Below are 16038 nucleotides of genomic sequence, written 5' to 3' on the forward strand. Positions count from 1 at the left end.
CAAAGCCTTCACGCCTTTCCGTCTCGCGAAGCTTCATGTTGAAATTGAGACAATTTTCCACATGAAGATCACGCTCAAACGCGATGATAGGGATGACCGGAGAGGATGGTGACGGCGCGGTAAAGCTGTTCGGCGATCAGAATACGAACGATCTGGTGCGGCCATGTGAGCTTGCCGAGATTAAGAACGGCCGCCGCTCTGTCGTAAAGTGCAGGATCTAGGCCGTCGGCGCCACCAATCGCGATCACGAGGTCGCGCTTGCCGCTATCACGCAGATCGCCAAAAAATGAGGCAAAGGCCGGGCTATCCAGCGCCTTGCCGCGCTCGTCCAGCAGCACGAGAACGGTACCATCAGCCAGATGTTTTTCCAGCATCGCCGCTTCTTCGCGCTTGCGCGTCTCCGCGTTCGATGCCCGGCTTTCCGCGACCTCGATCACGCGCGAAAACTCCAACCCGATCGCCGGGCCGGTTTTGGCAAGGCGTTCGATATAACGGGTCGCAAGATCCTTTTCCGGGCCGGATTTCAGCCGTCCCACCGCAAAAATCGAAATCCGCATCGCAAACCTGCATCCATCGTGACCCAACAGGGTCACGCTCTTAACAGCATAGCCTACGGATTCCTATGCGGCCGGCTTGCTTTCCGACCAGACACATCGACCCGAAATCACACAGGATATTCGGGAGGCCCGATGTGCGACGTCAAAGGCTCACCGCATCAATGCAGCGTGTCTTCCGGCATTTCCGGCGTCGCCCACATTTTTTCAATGTTGTAGAAGACACGGATTTCCGGACGGAACACATGAACGATGATATCGCCGGTATCGATCAGCACCCAATCTCCGGTCTCGAGACCTTCGACGCGGGCGCTTCCAAACCCTTCATCCTTCATATCCTTGAGAAGATGCTCGCAGATCGCCGAGACATGCCTGTTCGATCGCCCGGAGACTACCACCATGTAGTCCGCAAGCGCCGATTTTCCGGCAATGTCGAGAGATACGATATCTTCAGCCTTGGAGTCCTCGAGGCTCGCGAGGACGGTTTCGAGGGCGTGGTCGGCGGCATCGGCGCCACTGTCCTGACCCTTCGGGATAGCAACAAATGCTCTTCCCTTGGCGTGTACTGTTGTCAGAGGTTTTCCCTTTCCAAGAATGACAAAACAGGCACTGGCGACGCGAATCTGTGCGTCACCAGATTAAGGTGGCACCAAAGCATTAACTTTTCAAGATATGGAGCCTTCAACGGCTGTCGCATACATCATTTGTGATTATTGCGGAGCGCCGTCGAACTGAGCGTCGAACGCGGACCATGGATAAAGACCCAGGCAGGCGCCTTTTTTTTCCACAAAACACCCGCATCATCCTCATCGATCCGCGCCTGGCTATAGGCCTGCGCCATGGTTGAGGAGAGGTAGGAGAGGGTGGAACCCGGCCGGTCGATCACCGCAATCGGAAAGGTCTCGGCGATCCTTCGCCATTGTTGCCAGCGATGGAAGCTTTTCAGATTGTCGGCTCCCATGATCCAGATGAAGCGGACATGCGGATTTTTTGCTTTCACCTTGGCAAGTGTATTGGCCGTGTAGCTGATCCCCAGCGATTTTTCAAAAGCCGTCACCTTGATGCGGGGATCGCTGACCAGCCTTTCGCAGGCAGCGATACGATCCTCCAGAGATGCCAGCTCCGAGCGGCTTTTCAGCGGATTGCCTGGCGTCACCATCCACCAGAGCTGGTCTAGACCCAGCCTGCGAAGCGCTATTTCGGCAACAAGGGCATGGCCGGCATGCGGCGGATTGAAGGAGCCGCCGAACAGCCCGACGACCATGCCGCGCTCCGCATGCGGCATGGTGAGATAACGTCTGTCGAGGCGTGTTTCGACCAGCAACTATCAGGTCCGCGTCTGACCGGTGCCATGCACGCGGTATTTGAACGACGTGAGCTGCTCGACACCAACAGGGCCGCGTGCATGCATCTTGCCCGTAGCGATGCCGATTTCCGCACCCATTCCGAATTCACCGCCATCGGCAAATTGCGTGGAAGCGTTATGCAGCAGAATGGCCGAATCGAGTTCGTTGAAGAAACGCTCGACCACCGCTGGGTCCTCGGCGATCACCGCCTCCGTGTGGTTGGACGAATAGGTGCTGATGTGGTCGATCGCGCCGGAAATACCGTCCACGACAGCAACCGAAATGATCGCATCGAGATATTCGGTGCGCCAGTCATCTTCCGTTGCGGCTTTCAAGCCCTCGACAACATTACGCACGGCCTGCGAACCGCGCACTTCACAACCGGCCTCGATCAGGCCCTTGACGAGCGGTTCAAGATGCGTGGCAACAACAGCGGCATCCACCAGCAGCGTTTCCGCCGCGCCGCAAATGCCGGTGCGGCGCATCTTGGCATTCACGACGATGCGTTTCGCCATCTCGAGATCGGCCGATCCGTCGACATAGATATGGCAAATACCTTCCAGATGCGCAAAGACCGGAACCCGCGCCTCAGACTGCACCCGCGCAACCAGGCTTTTGCCGCCGCGCGGCACAATCACATCAACCGTGCCATTCAATCCACCAAGAAGCGCGCCCACGGCAGCGCGGTCGGTGACCGGCACCAGTTGAATGGCATGCTCGGGAAGACCGGCGATCTTCAGGCCCTCCACAAGACAGGCATGGATAGCACGCGATGAATGTTGCGAATCCGAGCCGCCGCGCAGGATGACCGCATTGCCCGCCTTGAGGCAGAGCGCGCCGGCATCTGCCGTCACATTCGGGCGGCTTTCGTAAATCACACCGATGACGCCAAGCGGCGTGCGCACGCGCTCGATCTTCAGACCGTTCGGGCGATCCCAGGCGGCAATGACTTCGCCAACCGGATCAGGCAGCGCGGCAACCGAGCGGATGCCTTCGGCGATACCGGCAATCCGCGCATCGTCAAGCGTAAGCCTGTCGATGAAGGAAGCGGCAAGTCCGCTATTATCCGCCGCCGCCAGATCTTTCCTGTTGGCGGCAAGGATCGTTTCCCTCGACGCCTCGATGGCGGACGCCATGGCGAGAAGCGCACGGTTTTTCTGATCCGTACCTGCGATGGACAACGGTCGCGAAGCAGCTTTTGCCTGTGCACCGATGGTCATCATCAGTGCATCAATATCATGGCTCTGCTTCACGGCCTGTTCAGGCATGGACCTCATCCTTTTCAGTATTTTTAACTTTCACGGCGGCACCCGTCATCACCAGATCGTCGCGATGGATCATCGCCGCACGCCCGACATAGCCAAGTATCGCCTCGATCTCGTTGGACTTGTGACCGATGATAAGACGCGCCTCTTCCGCATCGTAGCCTGCAAGGCCGCGCGCGACCTCTCGGCCTTCAACGCCGATAATGGCAATCGCGTCGCCGCGTCCAAAATTGCCCTTCACCACCCGCACGCCCGCGGGAAGCAGGCTTTTACCGGCATAGAGCGCTTTTTCCGCACCCGCATCCACATGAATCTCACCTGCCGGCTGCAACTGACCGGCAATCCATGTCTTTCGCGCCGTCACCGGTGTGCCTGATGGCGCAAACCACGAGGAGCGGGCGCCGTTTTCGATGGCCTTCAACGGATTGAGCGTCTTGCCGGAAGCGATGATCATGCCGCAGCCGGCAGCGGTCGCGATCTTGCCGGCATCGATCTTGGTGCGCATGCCGCCGCGTGAAAGCTCGGAAGCCGCACCGCCTGCCATGGCCTCAATCTCGGGCGTAATATCTGCAATCGTCTCAAGGAACTTCGCATCCGGATCAAGATGCGGCGGAGCCGTGTAAAGCCCGTCAATATCAGACAACAATACCAGAAGATCGGCACCGGTCATGGTGGCCACGCGGGCGGCCAGACGGTCATTGTCGCCGTAGCGGATTTCGGTGGTTGCCACCGTGTCGTTTTCATTGATGATCGGAATGGCACCGATCTTCAGCAGCTGGTTGATGGTAGCGCGCGCATTGAGGTAACGGCGGCGCTCCTCGGTGTCGGACAGCGTCAGCAGAATCTGGCCAGCGACGATCTCATGCCGCGACAGGCTTTCAGACCATGCCCGCGCCAGAGCGATCTGGCCAACGGCCGCCGCTGCCTGGCTTTCCTCCAGCTTTAATGCGCCGGAGGGCAGACCGAGCACCGTGCGGCCGAGCGCGATGGCGCCAGAAGACACCACCTGAACATCTGCGCCGTTTTTCTTTAGCGCAGCGATGTCCTCGCAAATGGCGTCAAGCCAATCTTTTTTGAGCCCGCTTTTCCGGTCCACCAGAAGTGCCGAACCGATCTTGATGACGATCCGGTGGTGGCTACCCAGCGGTTTGCGGGTGAGGCTCATAGGCGATCGTCCTCTTCCTCGGCCTCGCTATCCACAGGCATAGAGCGGTCGGGAAGGGCTGTCTCACCGCCATTGCTTGCCGAGACGATGATATCGCGAAGGGCGCGCAGCGCCTCCGTCATACCAATGTGGGCAGCGGCAGACAGAAGGAGCGGAGGACGGCCGCAGGCCTTTTCCAGTTCCTTTGCCTTCTTTTTCAGTTCTTTTTCGTCCAGCACGTCGATTTGCGAAAGCGCCACGATTTCCGGCTTGTCGGTCAAGCCGCCGCCATAGGCATCCAGTTCGGCCTTGACAGTCTTATAGGCCTGCCCGACCTTTTCTTCCTGCGCGGAGACGAGATGCAGAAGCACACGGGTGCGCTCCACGTGGCCAAGGAAACGGTCGCCGATGCCCACACCCTCATGCGCGCCTTCGATCAGGCCGGGAATATCGGCCAGCACGAATTCACGGCCGTCGATGGTCGCAACGCCGAGGTTCGGATGCAGGGTCGTGAAAGGATAATTGGCGATCTTCGGCCGCGCGCGCGTCACGGTCGCGAGGAATGTCGACTTACCTGCATTTGGCAGACCAACGAGACCGGCGTCAGCGATCAGCTTCAGGCGAAGCCAGAGCGTCTTTTCTTCGCCCGCAAGGCCCGGATTGGCATGGGTCGGCGCCTGATTGGTCGAAGACTTGAAATAGGCGTTGCCGAAACCGCCGTTACCGCCAGCGGCAAGACGAAAACGCTGGCCTTCCTTTGTCAGGTCGACGATCAGCGTCTCGTTGTCTTCCTCGAAAATCTGCGTGCCGACAGGCACTTTCAGAACCACGTCGGAACCCTTGGCGCCGGTGCGGGTCTTGCCCATGCCGTGCTGTCCGATCGAGGCCTTGAAATGCTGCTGGAAGCGGAAGTCGATCAGCGTGTTGAGACCGTTGACCACCTCGATCCAGACGTCGCCGCCGCGTCCACCATCGCCGCCATCAGGGCCACCGAACTCGATGAATTTTTCGCGCCGGAAGGAAACGGCGCCCGCGCCGCCATCACCGGACTTGATATAGATTTTTGCTTCATCGAGAAATTTCATCGGACTGCCGTTCTGTCGGTTTGCGGGCACATCAGCTCAAGGCGTTGCGCCAAACAAAAATATCGTCGTTTCGAATACAAGCGCTTCTCCACAAGGTCAAAGACTATCGTGCGGGAAGCGCCTGCGTGAGACAAGGCCGGTTTGCGGCAACCGGCCTTGTTTTGATTGTCAGCGGTGCTGCGGAACGAAATCCTCAGCCGTGATCGCCGTATCGATATGCGCCACCATCGCAGCACGCGCCGTGGCGTAAATCTGGTGGCAGCCGGTCACCCGGAAGCCCAGTTTTTCCTGCACGCGCAGCGAAGCCGGATTATCCGCAAACACACCGGAATGGAGAACCACACCGGGCATGCGGCGGAAGAACCGCTCGACCACGGCGGCCACCGCCTCGGTCATGTAACCCTTGCCCCAGTAGAACCGGTTCAGCCAGTAGCCGAGATGCCACTCGCCATGCCGCAATTCGACCGAGACGACGCCTATCAGGGTATCGTCACCGCTTGTGATGGCGAAATCCCAATCGGGCAGCGTGCCTGAAGTGCGCAGGACCAGCCATTCCAGCGCATCCTGTCGATGATAGGGCGCGGGAACACGGGCCAGCATCCTGGTCACGGCAAAATCGCCAAGCGATTCCGCAATGCTGCCGGCATCGGAAAGCCGCTGCGGACGCAGCACCAGACGCGACGTCTCGATGACCGGGCAGGGGCCGGGCGGCGCGACCGTCGCAGTTGGCCGGTGACGGGTAAGCTCGATCGTGCTCATCCCATGTCTCCCCAGCTCTTCAGCGAAACCCAGGTCTTGCGGTCCAGCCTGTACCATTCTACCGGTACCATGCCGCCCAATGCCAGCGAACCGACCATGCCGGAGCCCTGGAACTGGAAACCGCACTTCTGGATGACCCGGCGCGAGGGGATGTTGGTGACCCGGCAGCGGGCATCGATCTGGTCGATTTCACGCGTGCGGAAGGCCATGTCGATCAGCGCATGCGTGGCTTCGGTCATGTAGCCCCGGTTCCAGTAGGGTTCCCCCAGCCAGTAACCGATTTCCAGCGTCTTTTCGTCTTCCTGCGGTTCAAGCGCGCAGCAACCCAGAAACTCGCCATTGTCCATGCGGGTAATCGCATAGACGCACTTGCCGATCTCGCCAGCATTGGTGCGTCGCACGAAGTCCGCGGCGTCTTTGGCCGTGTACGGGTGCGGCATACGCGACACCATGGTCGCGATATTGGCATTGTTGGCAAGATGGGCAAGGGCGTCGATGTCTTCTTCGTGAGGCTTGCGTAAAACCAGCCTCTGCGACAGTAAAACGGGGCAATCGCTCCTCGACCGATCGGGCCTCGGCCGCTCTTCGGGTGACCGTGATTGGTCAACCCTCAACAATTCAGCTTGCATGGTTCAGTCCCTCCTGGGGGTTAAAGAAAAAGGGGAGTTGGGTGGTACCCCATCTCCCCTGTTTTCTTGACTGAACCTGATACGTCTCAGCCGGGTCGATGGGACACCGGCTGCATATGACGCTTACCGGCTTATTCTGCGGCTTCCGCTTTCGGGGCCACGGATACGAATACGCGGCCGTTGGCCTTCGTACGGAAGTTCACGTTACCTGCGGTCAGTGCGAAAATCGTGTGGTCCTTGCCGATGCCAACGTTGGCGCCCGGATGCCACTGGGTTCCGCGCTGACGCAGAATAATGTTGCCTGGAATGACAGCTTCGCCGCCGAACTTCTTTACGCCAAGGCGCTTGGATTCGGAATCGCGACCGTTACGCGATGAACCGCCAGCTTTTTTGTGTGCCATTGGAGTTCTCCTTTAAACCTTGTTTCCCGTGTCGCGCCTATCAGGCAGCAACGATGTCCGTGATGCGGACGACAGTGTGATGCTGACGATGGCCGCGCGAACGCTTGGAGTTCTGACGACGACGCTTCTTGAAGGCGATGACCTTCTTGCCGCGATTGTGCTCGACAACTTCAGCCTTGACGATGGCACCCTTGACAAAGGGAGCACCGAACTGAGCGTCGGCGCCTTCGCCGATCACGAGAACTTCGGTGAATTCTACGGTTGCGCCTGCCTCTGCTTCCAGCTTTTCGATGGTCAGCACGGCATCGGCCGCTACGCGGTACTGCTTACCGCCGGTCTTGATGACTGCGAACATTTGTTATCCTTTCATGTTCGTTCCGGCTCTGCCCGCCAAAGCAAGCTGGCCGTCTTTTTATCAGTCGGAGTAGCGGAAATCCGTCAGGACTGAATGCCCTTTTGAAAGTCTGCCGGTGAAGCCGCCTTTGAGGGGCGGAATAAACAGAAGGCGCAATACGCCATCAATTTGGGTGCGAATTACGCGAGACATCAGTTTATGTCAAGATGACGGATGTTTGAAAAGTAACTCTAACGCCAAGAATTTCATGCTTTTTTGGCAAGCGAAGCAGTCAGGTCTCGAAATTTGCGCAGCAAGTGTTTATATGGGCCTTCAACAAGGAGCAGAAATGGCCCGCATAGACCAGACCGACGATTGGCGGGACCGCCATGCGCCGACACTTTCCGCCTTCGAGTCGCTTGCGATCGAGGCATATGGCCACCTGCCAGAAGAATTCCGTGCGTTGACCAAGGATCTCGTCATCGAGATCTCGGATTTCCCGACAGACGAAGTGTTCGAGGACATGGCGCTCGAAACACCGTTCGACCTGTTAGGATTGTTCGAGGGGCGCGGTATCTCCGAACGTTTCACCATGGAAACCGGCGAGATGGTGAACCGCATCACGCTTTATCGCCGCCCCATTCTCGACTACTGGGCCGAGAACGAAGAAACGCTGGGCGATATCATCACCCATGTCCTCATCCACGAGATCGGCCACCATTTCGGCCTGTCGGACGACGACATGGAGCGGATCGAAGAAAGCGCCGACGAGGCCGCCGCGGAGCGCTGAGAAACCCGGCACCGAGAAACTGTGATACCGGGTCCTCAAGCTACTAGTGATCGCGTCTCATTGAGAGTGCGATCGTCTCACTACCCACCAGGCGTTTGCGCTTAATTACTTCATTTACCCGCCCCGGGTTTACGCCGTAAGAAGCTGCAATGTGGTGCTGAAACTCGCCGCCCCAATAACGCAGCCAAATCTCTATCGCGTCTTTTTCGGTCAATCTGTAAGACTGTTGATGCATGTGGTTGTCCTCTTAGGCTTCAGCCTTGGACAAACTTGACAGAAGAGTCTGAGAGCGTATTTTGCTCAATGCGTATGCTGATCCGCAAGCCGTCCAAGGTATTGTGGTTTCGACACGGAGCCGGGGGTGCAACCTCGGCTTTGTCGTGCCAGCTCAGAGATCGTCTCTAGCTTGTAAATATATGTTCGGACTCGATATTTTGAGTCAAGCTCAGGATAAAATCCTCAATTCGTTCACTTTATGTTCCGTGATAAATTTATCTGGTAGATACTGAAAAGTCGCGAATTTTGTCTTTCAAAAACAGGCAGTTATTATTTTCACGCACATTCCGAGTAGGGACTGTGAATAAAACTCCTACTATTCGATTTTACCGAGTAAAGGCCAAAAAAATCGAGCGAATCAGGTAAGCAGATCCGAATCACTCGATTTGTACTTGGATCATTGCTCGCCGAGCTTCATATCCGGATGGTATTCCTTGCCCTCGACCACCTTGGTCACGGCCTGGCCGCAATGCATGATACCGCTGGCGGCGTTGAAGGCATAGCTGGGTGAACCGGCAAGTTCCCATCCCTTGTTCAGCGCTTCGGTGACCCGGTGACAGAACTTTGCGTCATCGGGACCGGTTATGAAACGATAGACCTTCACGTTTTTTTTGCCTTTCGTTGTGCGATGATACCGGCCATGGCGACCAGCCTTTCGGCCTGCCCCACATGCAGCCGTTCGATCATTCGCCCGTTCATGTTGATGACGTTCAATTCCACAGATTCGGGTTTTACGAAAGCGGCAATAATCTCCTTGGCTTCCGCGACCATCGCCTCATCAGGAGCGAAGTGTCGATTGGCCGGCTCGATCTGGGCCGGGTGGATCAGCATCTTGCCATCGAAGCCCATGGCGCGGCCCTGCTCGCATTCACCGGCAAAAGCCGCGAGATCACGAAAATCATTCGAAACGCTGTCGATGACATCAAGCCCGTAGGCGCGGGCGGCGAGCACCACCTGCATCATCCACGGCACAAGATAGGTTCGGCCGGGCAGGGCCGGAACCCGTGTTTCCTTGCGCAGATCATTGAGCCCGATGACAAAGGCGGCAAGCCGCGCATCCGGCGTATGGGCAGCGTCGGCGATAGACGCGGCATTCAAGACACCAAGCGGAGTCTCGATCATCGCCCAGATTTTCAAACCCTGCGGCGCATCCGCCTCCGCCAGAAGGTCGGCAACCTCATGAATATCGGCCGGCTGCTCCACCTTGGGCAACAAAACCGCATCTGGCCGACAGGAAAGCACAAGCTTCAGATCCGCCTGCCCATCCGGCGTAGAGAGCGGATTAATGCGAATAATGGTCTCGCATCCGGCAAAAGGCGCGTCAGAAAATAGCCTGTCCAGATTTTCCCGAGCCTTGTCCTTCATGTCGGGCGCGACGGAATCCTCCAGATCGAGGATCACGCCATCGCAATCGAGATCGCGGATTTTTTCGAGCGCCCGGACATTGATGGCCGGAACCGACAGCAGCGAACGGCGCGGTCTCACAGGAATATTTTCGAAAAAATTAGTCATGCCGCACTTGTGTCAAGCTTTTGTGACATCTGCAACACGACAATCCACTGAATCCTCTTGCAAGCCGGAAGAAGAAGGCCCACATTCGTCTGGAAAGAAAGGTTGAATCATGCAAGGCATCCGTTCATTTTTCATTGCCGCATCCGGCATCGCACTTCTGGCTTTGGTGGCTCTTTTTACCGCCTCGCTTACGGTCGCTTTTATCGGCGTGCTCGCCGTTCTCAGCGCTGCCCGTCTGCTTTCGGCGCGTATGAAGCCGGCACCCATTCCGGTCAAGCCCCGCAACCAGCGCGACATGCGCGTCTGGAACGACGGCAAAGGCACGATCATCGATCTCTGAGATCGTTAATCCTGTCAAAATGCGAGAACGCTGCACGCGGCGTACCGAAGAATGCGGGTTTGCGCTTCTAAAGCGATCCGTTTTGCAGTATTTCCCGAAAGAAAATATCCGGCGGGCGTCAGTCCACGCCGGATTTTGTGACCAGGGAAACACGGGAAGCGACAGATGAATAAATTCACCAAGCTGACGGGCGTTGCTGCGCCCATGCCGGTCGTCAATATCGACACCGATATGATCATTCCCAAAGACTATCTGAAGACCATCAAGCGCACGGGTCTTGGCACCGGCCTTTTCGCCGAGTCGCGTTATCTTGAAGATGGCTCGCCCAATCCCGATTTTGTGCTGAACAAGCCCGCTTACCAGAACGCCCAGATCCTCGTCGCGGGTGACAATTTTGGCTGCGGCTCCTCGCGCGAACATGCACCATGGGCGCTTCTCGATTTCGGCATCCGCTGCGTGATCTCCACCAGCTTCGCCGATATCTTTTATAACAACTGTTTCAAGAACGGCATCCTGCCTGTCGTCGTCAGCCCCGAGAATCTCGAAAAGCTGCTGGACGACGCCTCGCGTGGCTCGAACGCCGTTCTGTCCATCGATCTGGAACGTCAGGAAATCAGCGGCCCTGATGGCGGCACGATCACCTTCGAGATCGATGAATTCAAGCGCCATTGCATGCTGAACGGCCTCGACGACATCGGCCTGACACTGGAGCATTCCGGCGCTATCGACACGTTCGAAAAGGCAAATGCCTCGGTCCGCCCCTGGGCCTGACCGCACTTCTATCCTCTTTTAAAAGCCGATCCCGTACAAAACCGTACCGGATCGGCTTTTGCTTTGCTTGAAAAGCCGTTGAGGCGGGGATAAGAAGCCCCCGATCCCGTTCGGCTGGCGATGTAACTTGTGAGGCGGCAGGACGGAAACGAGTTTGACGCCGCGCTCGCCGCAATCGAAAACCCTTCATGATGGTTTCCGGCGCGCCGCCCAAGGAGGGTTCTCATGACAGTCCGCACGCTTTTCCTTCTGCCCGGTGACGGTATCGGCCCCGAGGCCATGGCCGAAGTCCGCAAGCTGATCGACTATATGAACAGCGCGAAAAATGCCGGCTTCACCACGCAGGAAGGTCTGGTCGGCGGCTCCGCTTATGATGCCCATGGCGTCGCGATTTCCGACGCAGATATGGAAAAGGCCCTTGCCGCCGATGCGATCCTGTTTGGCGCCGTGGGCGGCCCGAAGTGGGATGGCGTTCCCTACGAACACCGCCCGGAAGCCGGCCTGCTTCGCCTGCGCAAGGATCTCGAACTTTTCGCCAACCTGCGCCCCGCCATCTGCTACCCGGCACTTGCCGAAGCCTCCTCACTGAAGCCGGAGCTGGTAGAGGGTCTCGATATCCTCATCGTCCGCGAATTGACGGGCGGTGTCTATTTCGGCGAGCCCAAGCAGATCATCGACCTCGGCAACGGCCAGAAGCGCGGTATCGACACGCAGATCTACGACACCTTCGAGATCGAGCGCATCGCCAGCGTCGCTTTCGAACTGGCACGCACGCGCGATAACCGCGTCTGCTCCATGGAGAAGCGCAACGTCATGAAATCTGGCGTTTTGTGGAACCAGGTCGTCACCGAAACCCACGCTGCGAAATACAAGGACGTTCAGCTGGAGCATATGCTGGCCGATGCCGGCGGCATGCAGCTGGTGCGCAAGCCCAAGCAGTTCGACGTGATCGTGACCGACAACCTCTTCGGCGACATGCTTTCCGACGTCGCTGCCATGCTGACGGGCTCGCTCGGCATGCTGCCGTCGGCATCGCTTGGTGCACCGGATGCCAAGACCGGCAAGCGCAAGGCCATGTACGAGCCGGTGCACGGTTCGGCACCTGACATTGCCGGCAAGGGCATCGCCAACCCCATTGCCATGATCGCGTCCTTCGCCATGTGCCTGCGCTATTCGTTCAACATGGTAGATGAGGCAACGAAGCTCGAAACTGCAATTGCGAACGTGCTCGACAAGGGCATCCGCACCGCCGACATCATGTCCGACGGTTCCCGTCAGGTCAGCACCTCCGAAATGGGTGACGCGGTTCTCGCAGAATTCAAGGCGCTTTCGGCGTAACACTCACCGAAACCGGTTGGGCAGGCGGCACGGTCGCTTGCCCATCTTCCTTTGGCAAAAGATGTTCATATCTTTTGTCAGTCAGCGTCTTCAAAAAGGCGACGATGGCGTCCACACGCTTGTCGTCCAGCGCCGGTGCGGAAGTCAGCTCTGTCATGGCGATATTATCAGGCACTTCCGGCGCATCCCAGGTTTTACCCGTTTCAGGGTTGATCTGCCGGCTGGGTTTCTTGCTTTTGTATTTCACGTAAAACAGCACCACCGTGCGCAGATCCTTAAACACGCCATTGTGCATGTAGGGACCAGTGACAGCGACGTTGCGAAGGGTAGGCACCTTGAACTTGCCGCGCTGAGCCGGATCGCCGGCCACGGCGGGATTTTGCGCCAATCCGAGATCGACCGCATCCGGCTTGGAGCCGTTGGCTGCCCTGACCGACGTGTTGGCCGGAACACCGATGTTGAAATATTTGTGGTTGGTGAAGAGGCCATCTTCCAAACCCTTGGCGCCACGGATTTCATGGCAGGTATTGCAATTGGTGAACTGCGTCGAGGAGATAAGAACCCGGCCCAGCTCCTCCTGATCGGTCAGCTTTTCTTCGCCGCGCAGGAAACGGTCATACCTGGAATCGAAGGTGGAGAATTCATCGGAACGCTCGAAGCTCGCTAGCGCCTTGGTCATCGCAGCAAAGGCGCCTTCGTCACTCTGGAAAACATCTTTGCCAAACTGTGTGCCGAACGCCGCAACATAATCAGGGTTTTCCTTGAGCCGTTTGACCACAGAGGCTTTATCCGGCATGCCCATTTCGATTGGGTTGAGCGGTGGTCCACCCGCCTGGTCTTCCAGCAGGGAGGCACGACCATCCCAGAATTGCCCGCCGACATACTCTCCCGCAGCGTTCCTGCCGAAAGGCGGCGTAAACCGGGCGTAGGCTGCAGTCGGCGCATTGCGGTCGCCCAGCGAAATCCCGTCATCGCCGAGAGAGACGTCCCGGCCGACCTTGTCGCTTTCGCGCGCATCTGAAAAACCGGCCGCCTGCATATGGCAGGTGGAACACGCCATCGTGCGGTTCATGGAGAGATTGGCATCATCGAACAGCGCCGCGCCGAGTTTTTCAAGCGTTGCATAATCTTCGCCGCCGTGAGCCTGCATTTGACCAGCACCGATCTCGAGCGGAACTGGTATCATGGCCACGGCAAGGGCGGCAGAAATGAATAGGCGCAGTCTTTTCATTGAAATAGCGTTTCGGAAACTCGGGACGACAGTGGCTATATAGCACTTACCTATCGCACCAGACTACAAACTTTCTCAGCCCGCTCCACTTTGACGCAACCCCGCATCCGGACGCCAAATTGCTTACCCGGCTTTGGCTATCGCGTGGAAGAAAGTGCCTGAAACAAGATCCCGCCTGCCACCGGAGGGGCCGAGCGGACGACCCTGCCCGTCAGCAATCTGAGCGAAAGGCTCATCGTGACCCGGATCGATAACACGCGCATAGTGAAACTCGTGGCCGCGCAGAACTTCACCCGCTTTGCCCAGCGGCCCATCTGCCACGATTGCAGCCTGCCGGTAACCGAGGTTCATCTTGCGCGTGGCGAAACTGGTGGCATGTGACAGAAGCCCGGTCATGGCATGGGTGACACCATCGGCATCTTCCAGCGCCGCTCCCAAAACCATATAGCCGCCGCACTCGCCATGCACCGGCTTCGTCTCGGCAAAACGGACAATCCCCGCTTTAAACCCGGCAGCATCGGTAAGCCTTCCAGCGTAAAGTTCGGGATAACCACCTGGCAGCCAGCAAATGTCGCAGGTCTCATCGGGTGCCTCGTCGGCCAGCGGTGAGAAGGGCACGACCTCTGCCCCCGCTGCATGCCAGTGGTTCTTGAGATGCGGATAAAGAAAGGTGAAAGCCGCGTCGTCTGCAAGCGCGATGCGCTGGCCGGGCGGCGCAATCGCTGCCTCCACCGAGCCGGAGGGCAAATCCACAGGCGCAGCGAGCGAAAGCAAGGCATCGAGATCAATGGACCTTTCCATCGCATCCGCCAGCCGTTCTATATGCGCGTCGATTTCCGGATGTTCGCTGGCCTGCACCAGGCCCAGATGCCGTTCCGGCAGGATGAGTGACGGATCACGCAGGACGCATCCTGCGACAGGCAGACCGATTTTTTCGATGGCCTCCGTGCACAGCGTCCGGTGTCTTTCGCTGCCGGCGCGGTTCAGCACCACCGCCGCCATGGTGACAACAGGATCATAGTGGGCAAAACCATAGGCAACAGCAGCGGCTGTCTGCGATTGACCCGACACATCCAGCACCAGCAGCACGGGAATGCCGAACAGCCGGGCCAGATCCGCCGCAGAACCGGTGCGGTTTTCCGCTACGGGGATACCGTCGAACAGGCCCATGGCGCTTTCGATCAAAACGAGGTCAGCACCATCAGCCTGTTGCAACAACAGGTGTCGAAGCAATTCCGGCTGCATGGCCCAGCTGTCGAGATTGAGGCCGGATGTGCCAGTGGCGAAGGCATGGAAGCCGGGGTCGATATAATCCGGCCCCGTCTTGATGCCGCGCACCTTGATGCCGCGCCGGGCAAAGGCCCTGAGCAAGCCGATTGTTACGCTGGTCTTGCCGGAACCAGAGCGCGGTGCGCCGATGATGATCGCCCGTGTGGTCATAAGGTCGGCACCCCAAGTCGGTCGCGCATCGAAACGATCTCGCCAATAACGATCAGCGCCGGCGCCTCGAATTTTTCCCGTTTTGCATCGTCAGCTATGCTTTCCAGGGTGCCGATGAAAATACGTTCTTGCGCGGTCGTTGCCGACATGATGACTGCGACCGGCGTCTTGCCCGAACGACCGCCCTGCATCAGAAGACCGGCGATCGAGCCTATGTTCTTAAGCCCCATATACACGACGATGGGCTCCAGCGTTTTCGCCAGTGCCAGCCAATCCAGATCCTCTTCGGTCCCGGCGGCATGGCCGGTGGCAAGCGTGACAGCGCGGCTGATACCGCGCATGGTGGCGGGAATGCGCGCTGAAGCAAGGGCTGCAAGCGACGAGGTCATGCCCGGCAAGATACGAAATGGGATGCCGGCGCGGACAAGCGCCTCCGCCTCTTCGCCGCCACGCCCGAAAATAAACGGATCGCCACCCTTAAGCCGCAACACCTTCTTACCCTGTCGGGCGAGATCAATCAGCGAGGAAGTGATGTCGTCCTGCGTTGCCGACGGCTTGCCGCCGCGCTTGCCGGCAAACACGATTTCAGCCTGAGGCCCGAGGGAAACGACATCGTCGCTCACCAGCGCGTCGCGCACGATCACATCGGCCTGCGAAAGCGCGAGCGCCACTTCGAGCGTCAGATAACGCACATCGCCCGGACCCGCGCCTGCGAGCCAGACATGCCCGGCCTCAAAGACCGGACCTTTTGCGGCGATGCTGTTCAAAACCTGCGCTATCGACATTCTTCTCGGCTGCTTTTTTAACGATGACGGAAATAGCC

General features: G+C 58.2%; 18 protein-coding genes and 1 pseudogene. 4 read left to right on the forward strand and 15 right to left on the reverse strand.

Annotated elements, in window-relative coordinates; all coding sequences use genetic code 11:
- Positions 1-74: 74 nt before the first annotated feature.
- The 10 genes and pseudogenes from rlmH to rplU form a co-directional block, all read right to left on the reverse strand.
- Positions 75-557, reverse strand: a complete 483-nt coding sequence (rlmH, locus tag ACQZ45_RS17170; RefSeq protein ID WP_003516464.1) for a 23S rRNA (pseudouridine(1915)-N(3))-methyltransferase RlmH — start codon at positions 555-557, stop codon at positions 75-77.
- Positions 558-715: 158 nt separating this feature from the next.
- Positions 716-1160: pseudogene (rsfS, locus tag ACQZ45_RS17175) on the reverse strand (ribosome silencing factor).
- A 94-nt stretch (positions 1161-1254) separates the two neighbouring features.
- Positions 1255-1839, reverse strand: coding sequence for a nicotinate-nucleotide adenylyltransferase (locus tag ACQZ45_RS17180; RefSeq protein ID WP_075807713.1), 585 nt, complete (start codon positions 1837-1839; stop codon positions 1255-1257).
- Positions 1840-1881: 42 nt separating this feature from the next.
- Positions 1882-3168, reverse strand: a complete 1287-nt coding sequence (locus tag ACQZ45_RS17185; RefSeq protein WP_013636974.1) for a glutamate-5-semialdehyde dehydrogenase — start codon at positions 3166-3168, stop codon at positions 1882-1884.
- The gene (gene proB / locus ACQZ45_RS17190; protein ID WP_003516458.1) at positions 3161-4330 is read right to left on the reverse strand and encodes a glutamate 5-kinase; all 1170 of its coding nucleotides are present in this window, start codon (positions 4328-4330) and stop codon (positions 3161-3163) included. Before proB ends, ACQZ45_RS17185 begins: the two co-directional genes overlap by 8 nt.
- Positions 4327-5394, reverse strand: a complete 1068-nt coding sequence (obgE, locus tag ACQZ45_RS17195; protein ID WP_003516456.1) for a GTPase ObgE — start codon at positions 5392-5394, stop codon at positions 4327-4329. Before obgE ends, proB begins: the two co-directional genes overlap by 4 nt.
- Before the next feature lie 168 nt (positions 5395-5562).
- Positions 5563-6153, reverse strand: a complete 591-nt coding sequence (locus ACQZ45_RS17200; RefSeq protein WP_013636976.1) for a GNAT family N-acetyltransferase — start codon at positions 6151-6153, stop codon at positions 5563-5565.
- The gene (locus tag ACQZ45_RS17205) at positions 6150-6782 is read right to left on the reverse strand and encodes a GNAT family N-acetyltransferase (protein ID WP_003516453.1); all 633 of its coding nucleotides are present in this window, start codon (positions 6780-6782) and stop codon (positions 6150-6152) included. The genes ACQZ45_RS17200 and ACQZ45_RS17205 overlap by 4 nt, the downstream gene beginning before the upstream one ends.
- A gap of 131 nt (positions 6783-6913) precedes the next feature.
- Positions 6914-7183 (reverse strand): 50S ribosomal protein L27, encoded by a 270-nt coding sequence (gene rpmA, locus ACQZ45_RS17210; RefSeq protein WP_003492686.1) that lies wholly within the window; start codon positions 7181-7183, stop codon positions 6914-6916.
- A 40-nt stretch (positions 7184-7223) separates the two neighbouring features.
- A complete protein-coding gene (gene rplU / locus ACQZ45_RS17215; RefSeq protein ID WP_003516451.1) occupies positions 7224-7538 on the reverse strand; it encodes a 50S ribosomal protein L21 in 315 nt (104 codons plus the stop codon).
- A 328-nt stretch (positions 7539-7866) separates the two neighbouring features.
- On the opposite strand from rplU, the gene ACQZ45_RS17220 reads away from it, so the two are divergent.
- Positions 7867-8307: a metallopeptidase family protein gene (locus ACQZ45_RS17220; protein WP_003516449.1), complete on the forward strand. Its 441-nt coding sequence runs from the start codon at positions 7867-7869 to the stop codon at positions 8305-8307.
- 673 nt (positions 8308-8980) lie between these two features.
- Here ACQZ45_RS17220 and ACQZ45_RS17225 read toward each other — a convergent pair.
- Positions 8981-9187: a DUF1737 domain-containing protein gene (locus ACQZ45_RS17225; protein WP_019565981.1), complete on the reverse strand. Its 207-nt coding sequence runs from the start codon at positions 9185-9187 to the stop codon at positions 8981-8983.
- Positions 9184-10095, reverse strand: coding sequence for an HpcH/HpaI aldolase/citrate lyase family protein (locus ACQZ45_RS17230; RefSeq protein ID WP_065659986.1), 912 nt, complete (start codon positions 10093-10095; stop codon positions 9184-9186). Before ACQZ45_RS17230 ends, ACQZ45_RS17225 begins: the two co-directional genes overlap by 4 nt.
- A 109-nt stretch (positions 10096-10204) precedes the next feature.
- Here ACQZ45_RS17230 and ACQZ45_RS17235 point away from each other — a divergent pair, with 109 nt between their 5' ends.
- From ACQZ45_RS17235 to leuB, 3 genes are all read left to right on the forward strand, one after another.
- Positions 10205-10435: a hypothetical protein gene (locus ACQZ45_RS17235; RefSeq protein WP_003516445.1), complete on the forward strand. Its 231-nt coding sequence runs from the start codon at positions 10205-10207 to the stop codon at positions 10433-10435.
- A gap of 165 nt (positions 10436-10600) precedes the next feature.
- Positions 10601-11206 (forward strand): 3-isopropylmalate dehydratase small subunit, encoded by a 606-nt coding sequence (gene leuD / locus ACQZ45_RS17240; RefSeq protein ID WP_065688710.1) that lies wholly within the window; start codon positions 10601-10603, stop codon positions 11204-11206.
- A 225-nt stretch (positions 11207-11431) separates the two neighbouring features.
- Complete coding sequence (gene leuB / locus ACQZ45_RS17245) at positions 11432-12544, forward strand: 3-isopropylmalate dehydrogenase (protein ID WP_003516442.1); 1113 nt, start codon at positions 11432-11434, stop codon at positions 12542-12544.
- On the opposite strand, the gene ACQZ45_RS17250 is transcribed toward leuB, so the two are convergent.
- From ACQZ45_RS17250 to cobA, 3 genes are all read right to left on the reverse strand, one after another.
- A complete protein-coding gene (locus ACQZ45_RS17250; RefSeq protein ID WP_003516441.1) occupies positions 12525-13775 on the reverse strand; it encodes a cytochrome-c peroxidase in 1251 nt (416 codons plus the stop codon). The two genes, leuB and ACQZ45_RS17250, sit on opposite strands and share 20 nt — an antisense overlap.
- A gap of 123 nt (positions 13776-13898) precedes the next feature.
- Positions 13899-15215 carry a cobyrinate a,c-diamide synthase gene (locus tag ACQZ45_RS17255; protein WP_003516439.1) on the reverse strand — a complete coding sequence of 439 codons (1317 nt, stop codon included), beginning with the start codon at positions 15213-15215 and terminating at the stop codon, positions 13899-13901.
- Positions 15212-16000 carry a uroporphyrinogen-III C-methyltransferase gene (gene cobA / locus ACQZ45_RS17260; RefSeq protein WP_003516437.1) on the reverse strand — a complete coding sequence of 263 codons (789 nt, stop codon included), beginning with the start codon at positions 15998-16000 and terminating at the stop codon, positions 15212-15214. Before cobA ends, ACQZ45_RS17255 begins: the two co-directional genes overlap by 4 nt.
- Between the last annotated feature and the right edge of the window lie 38 nt (positions 16001-16038).

The organism is Agrobacterium sp. 16-2014-1-2a, from assembly GCF_053522705.1.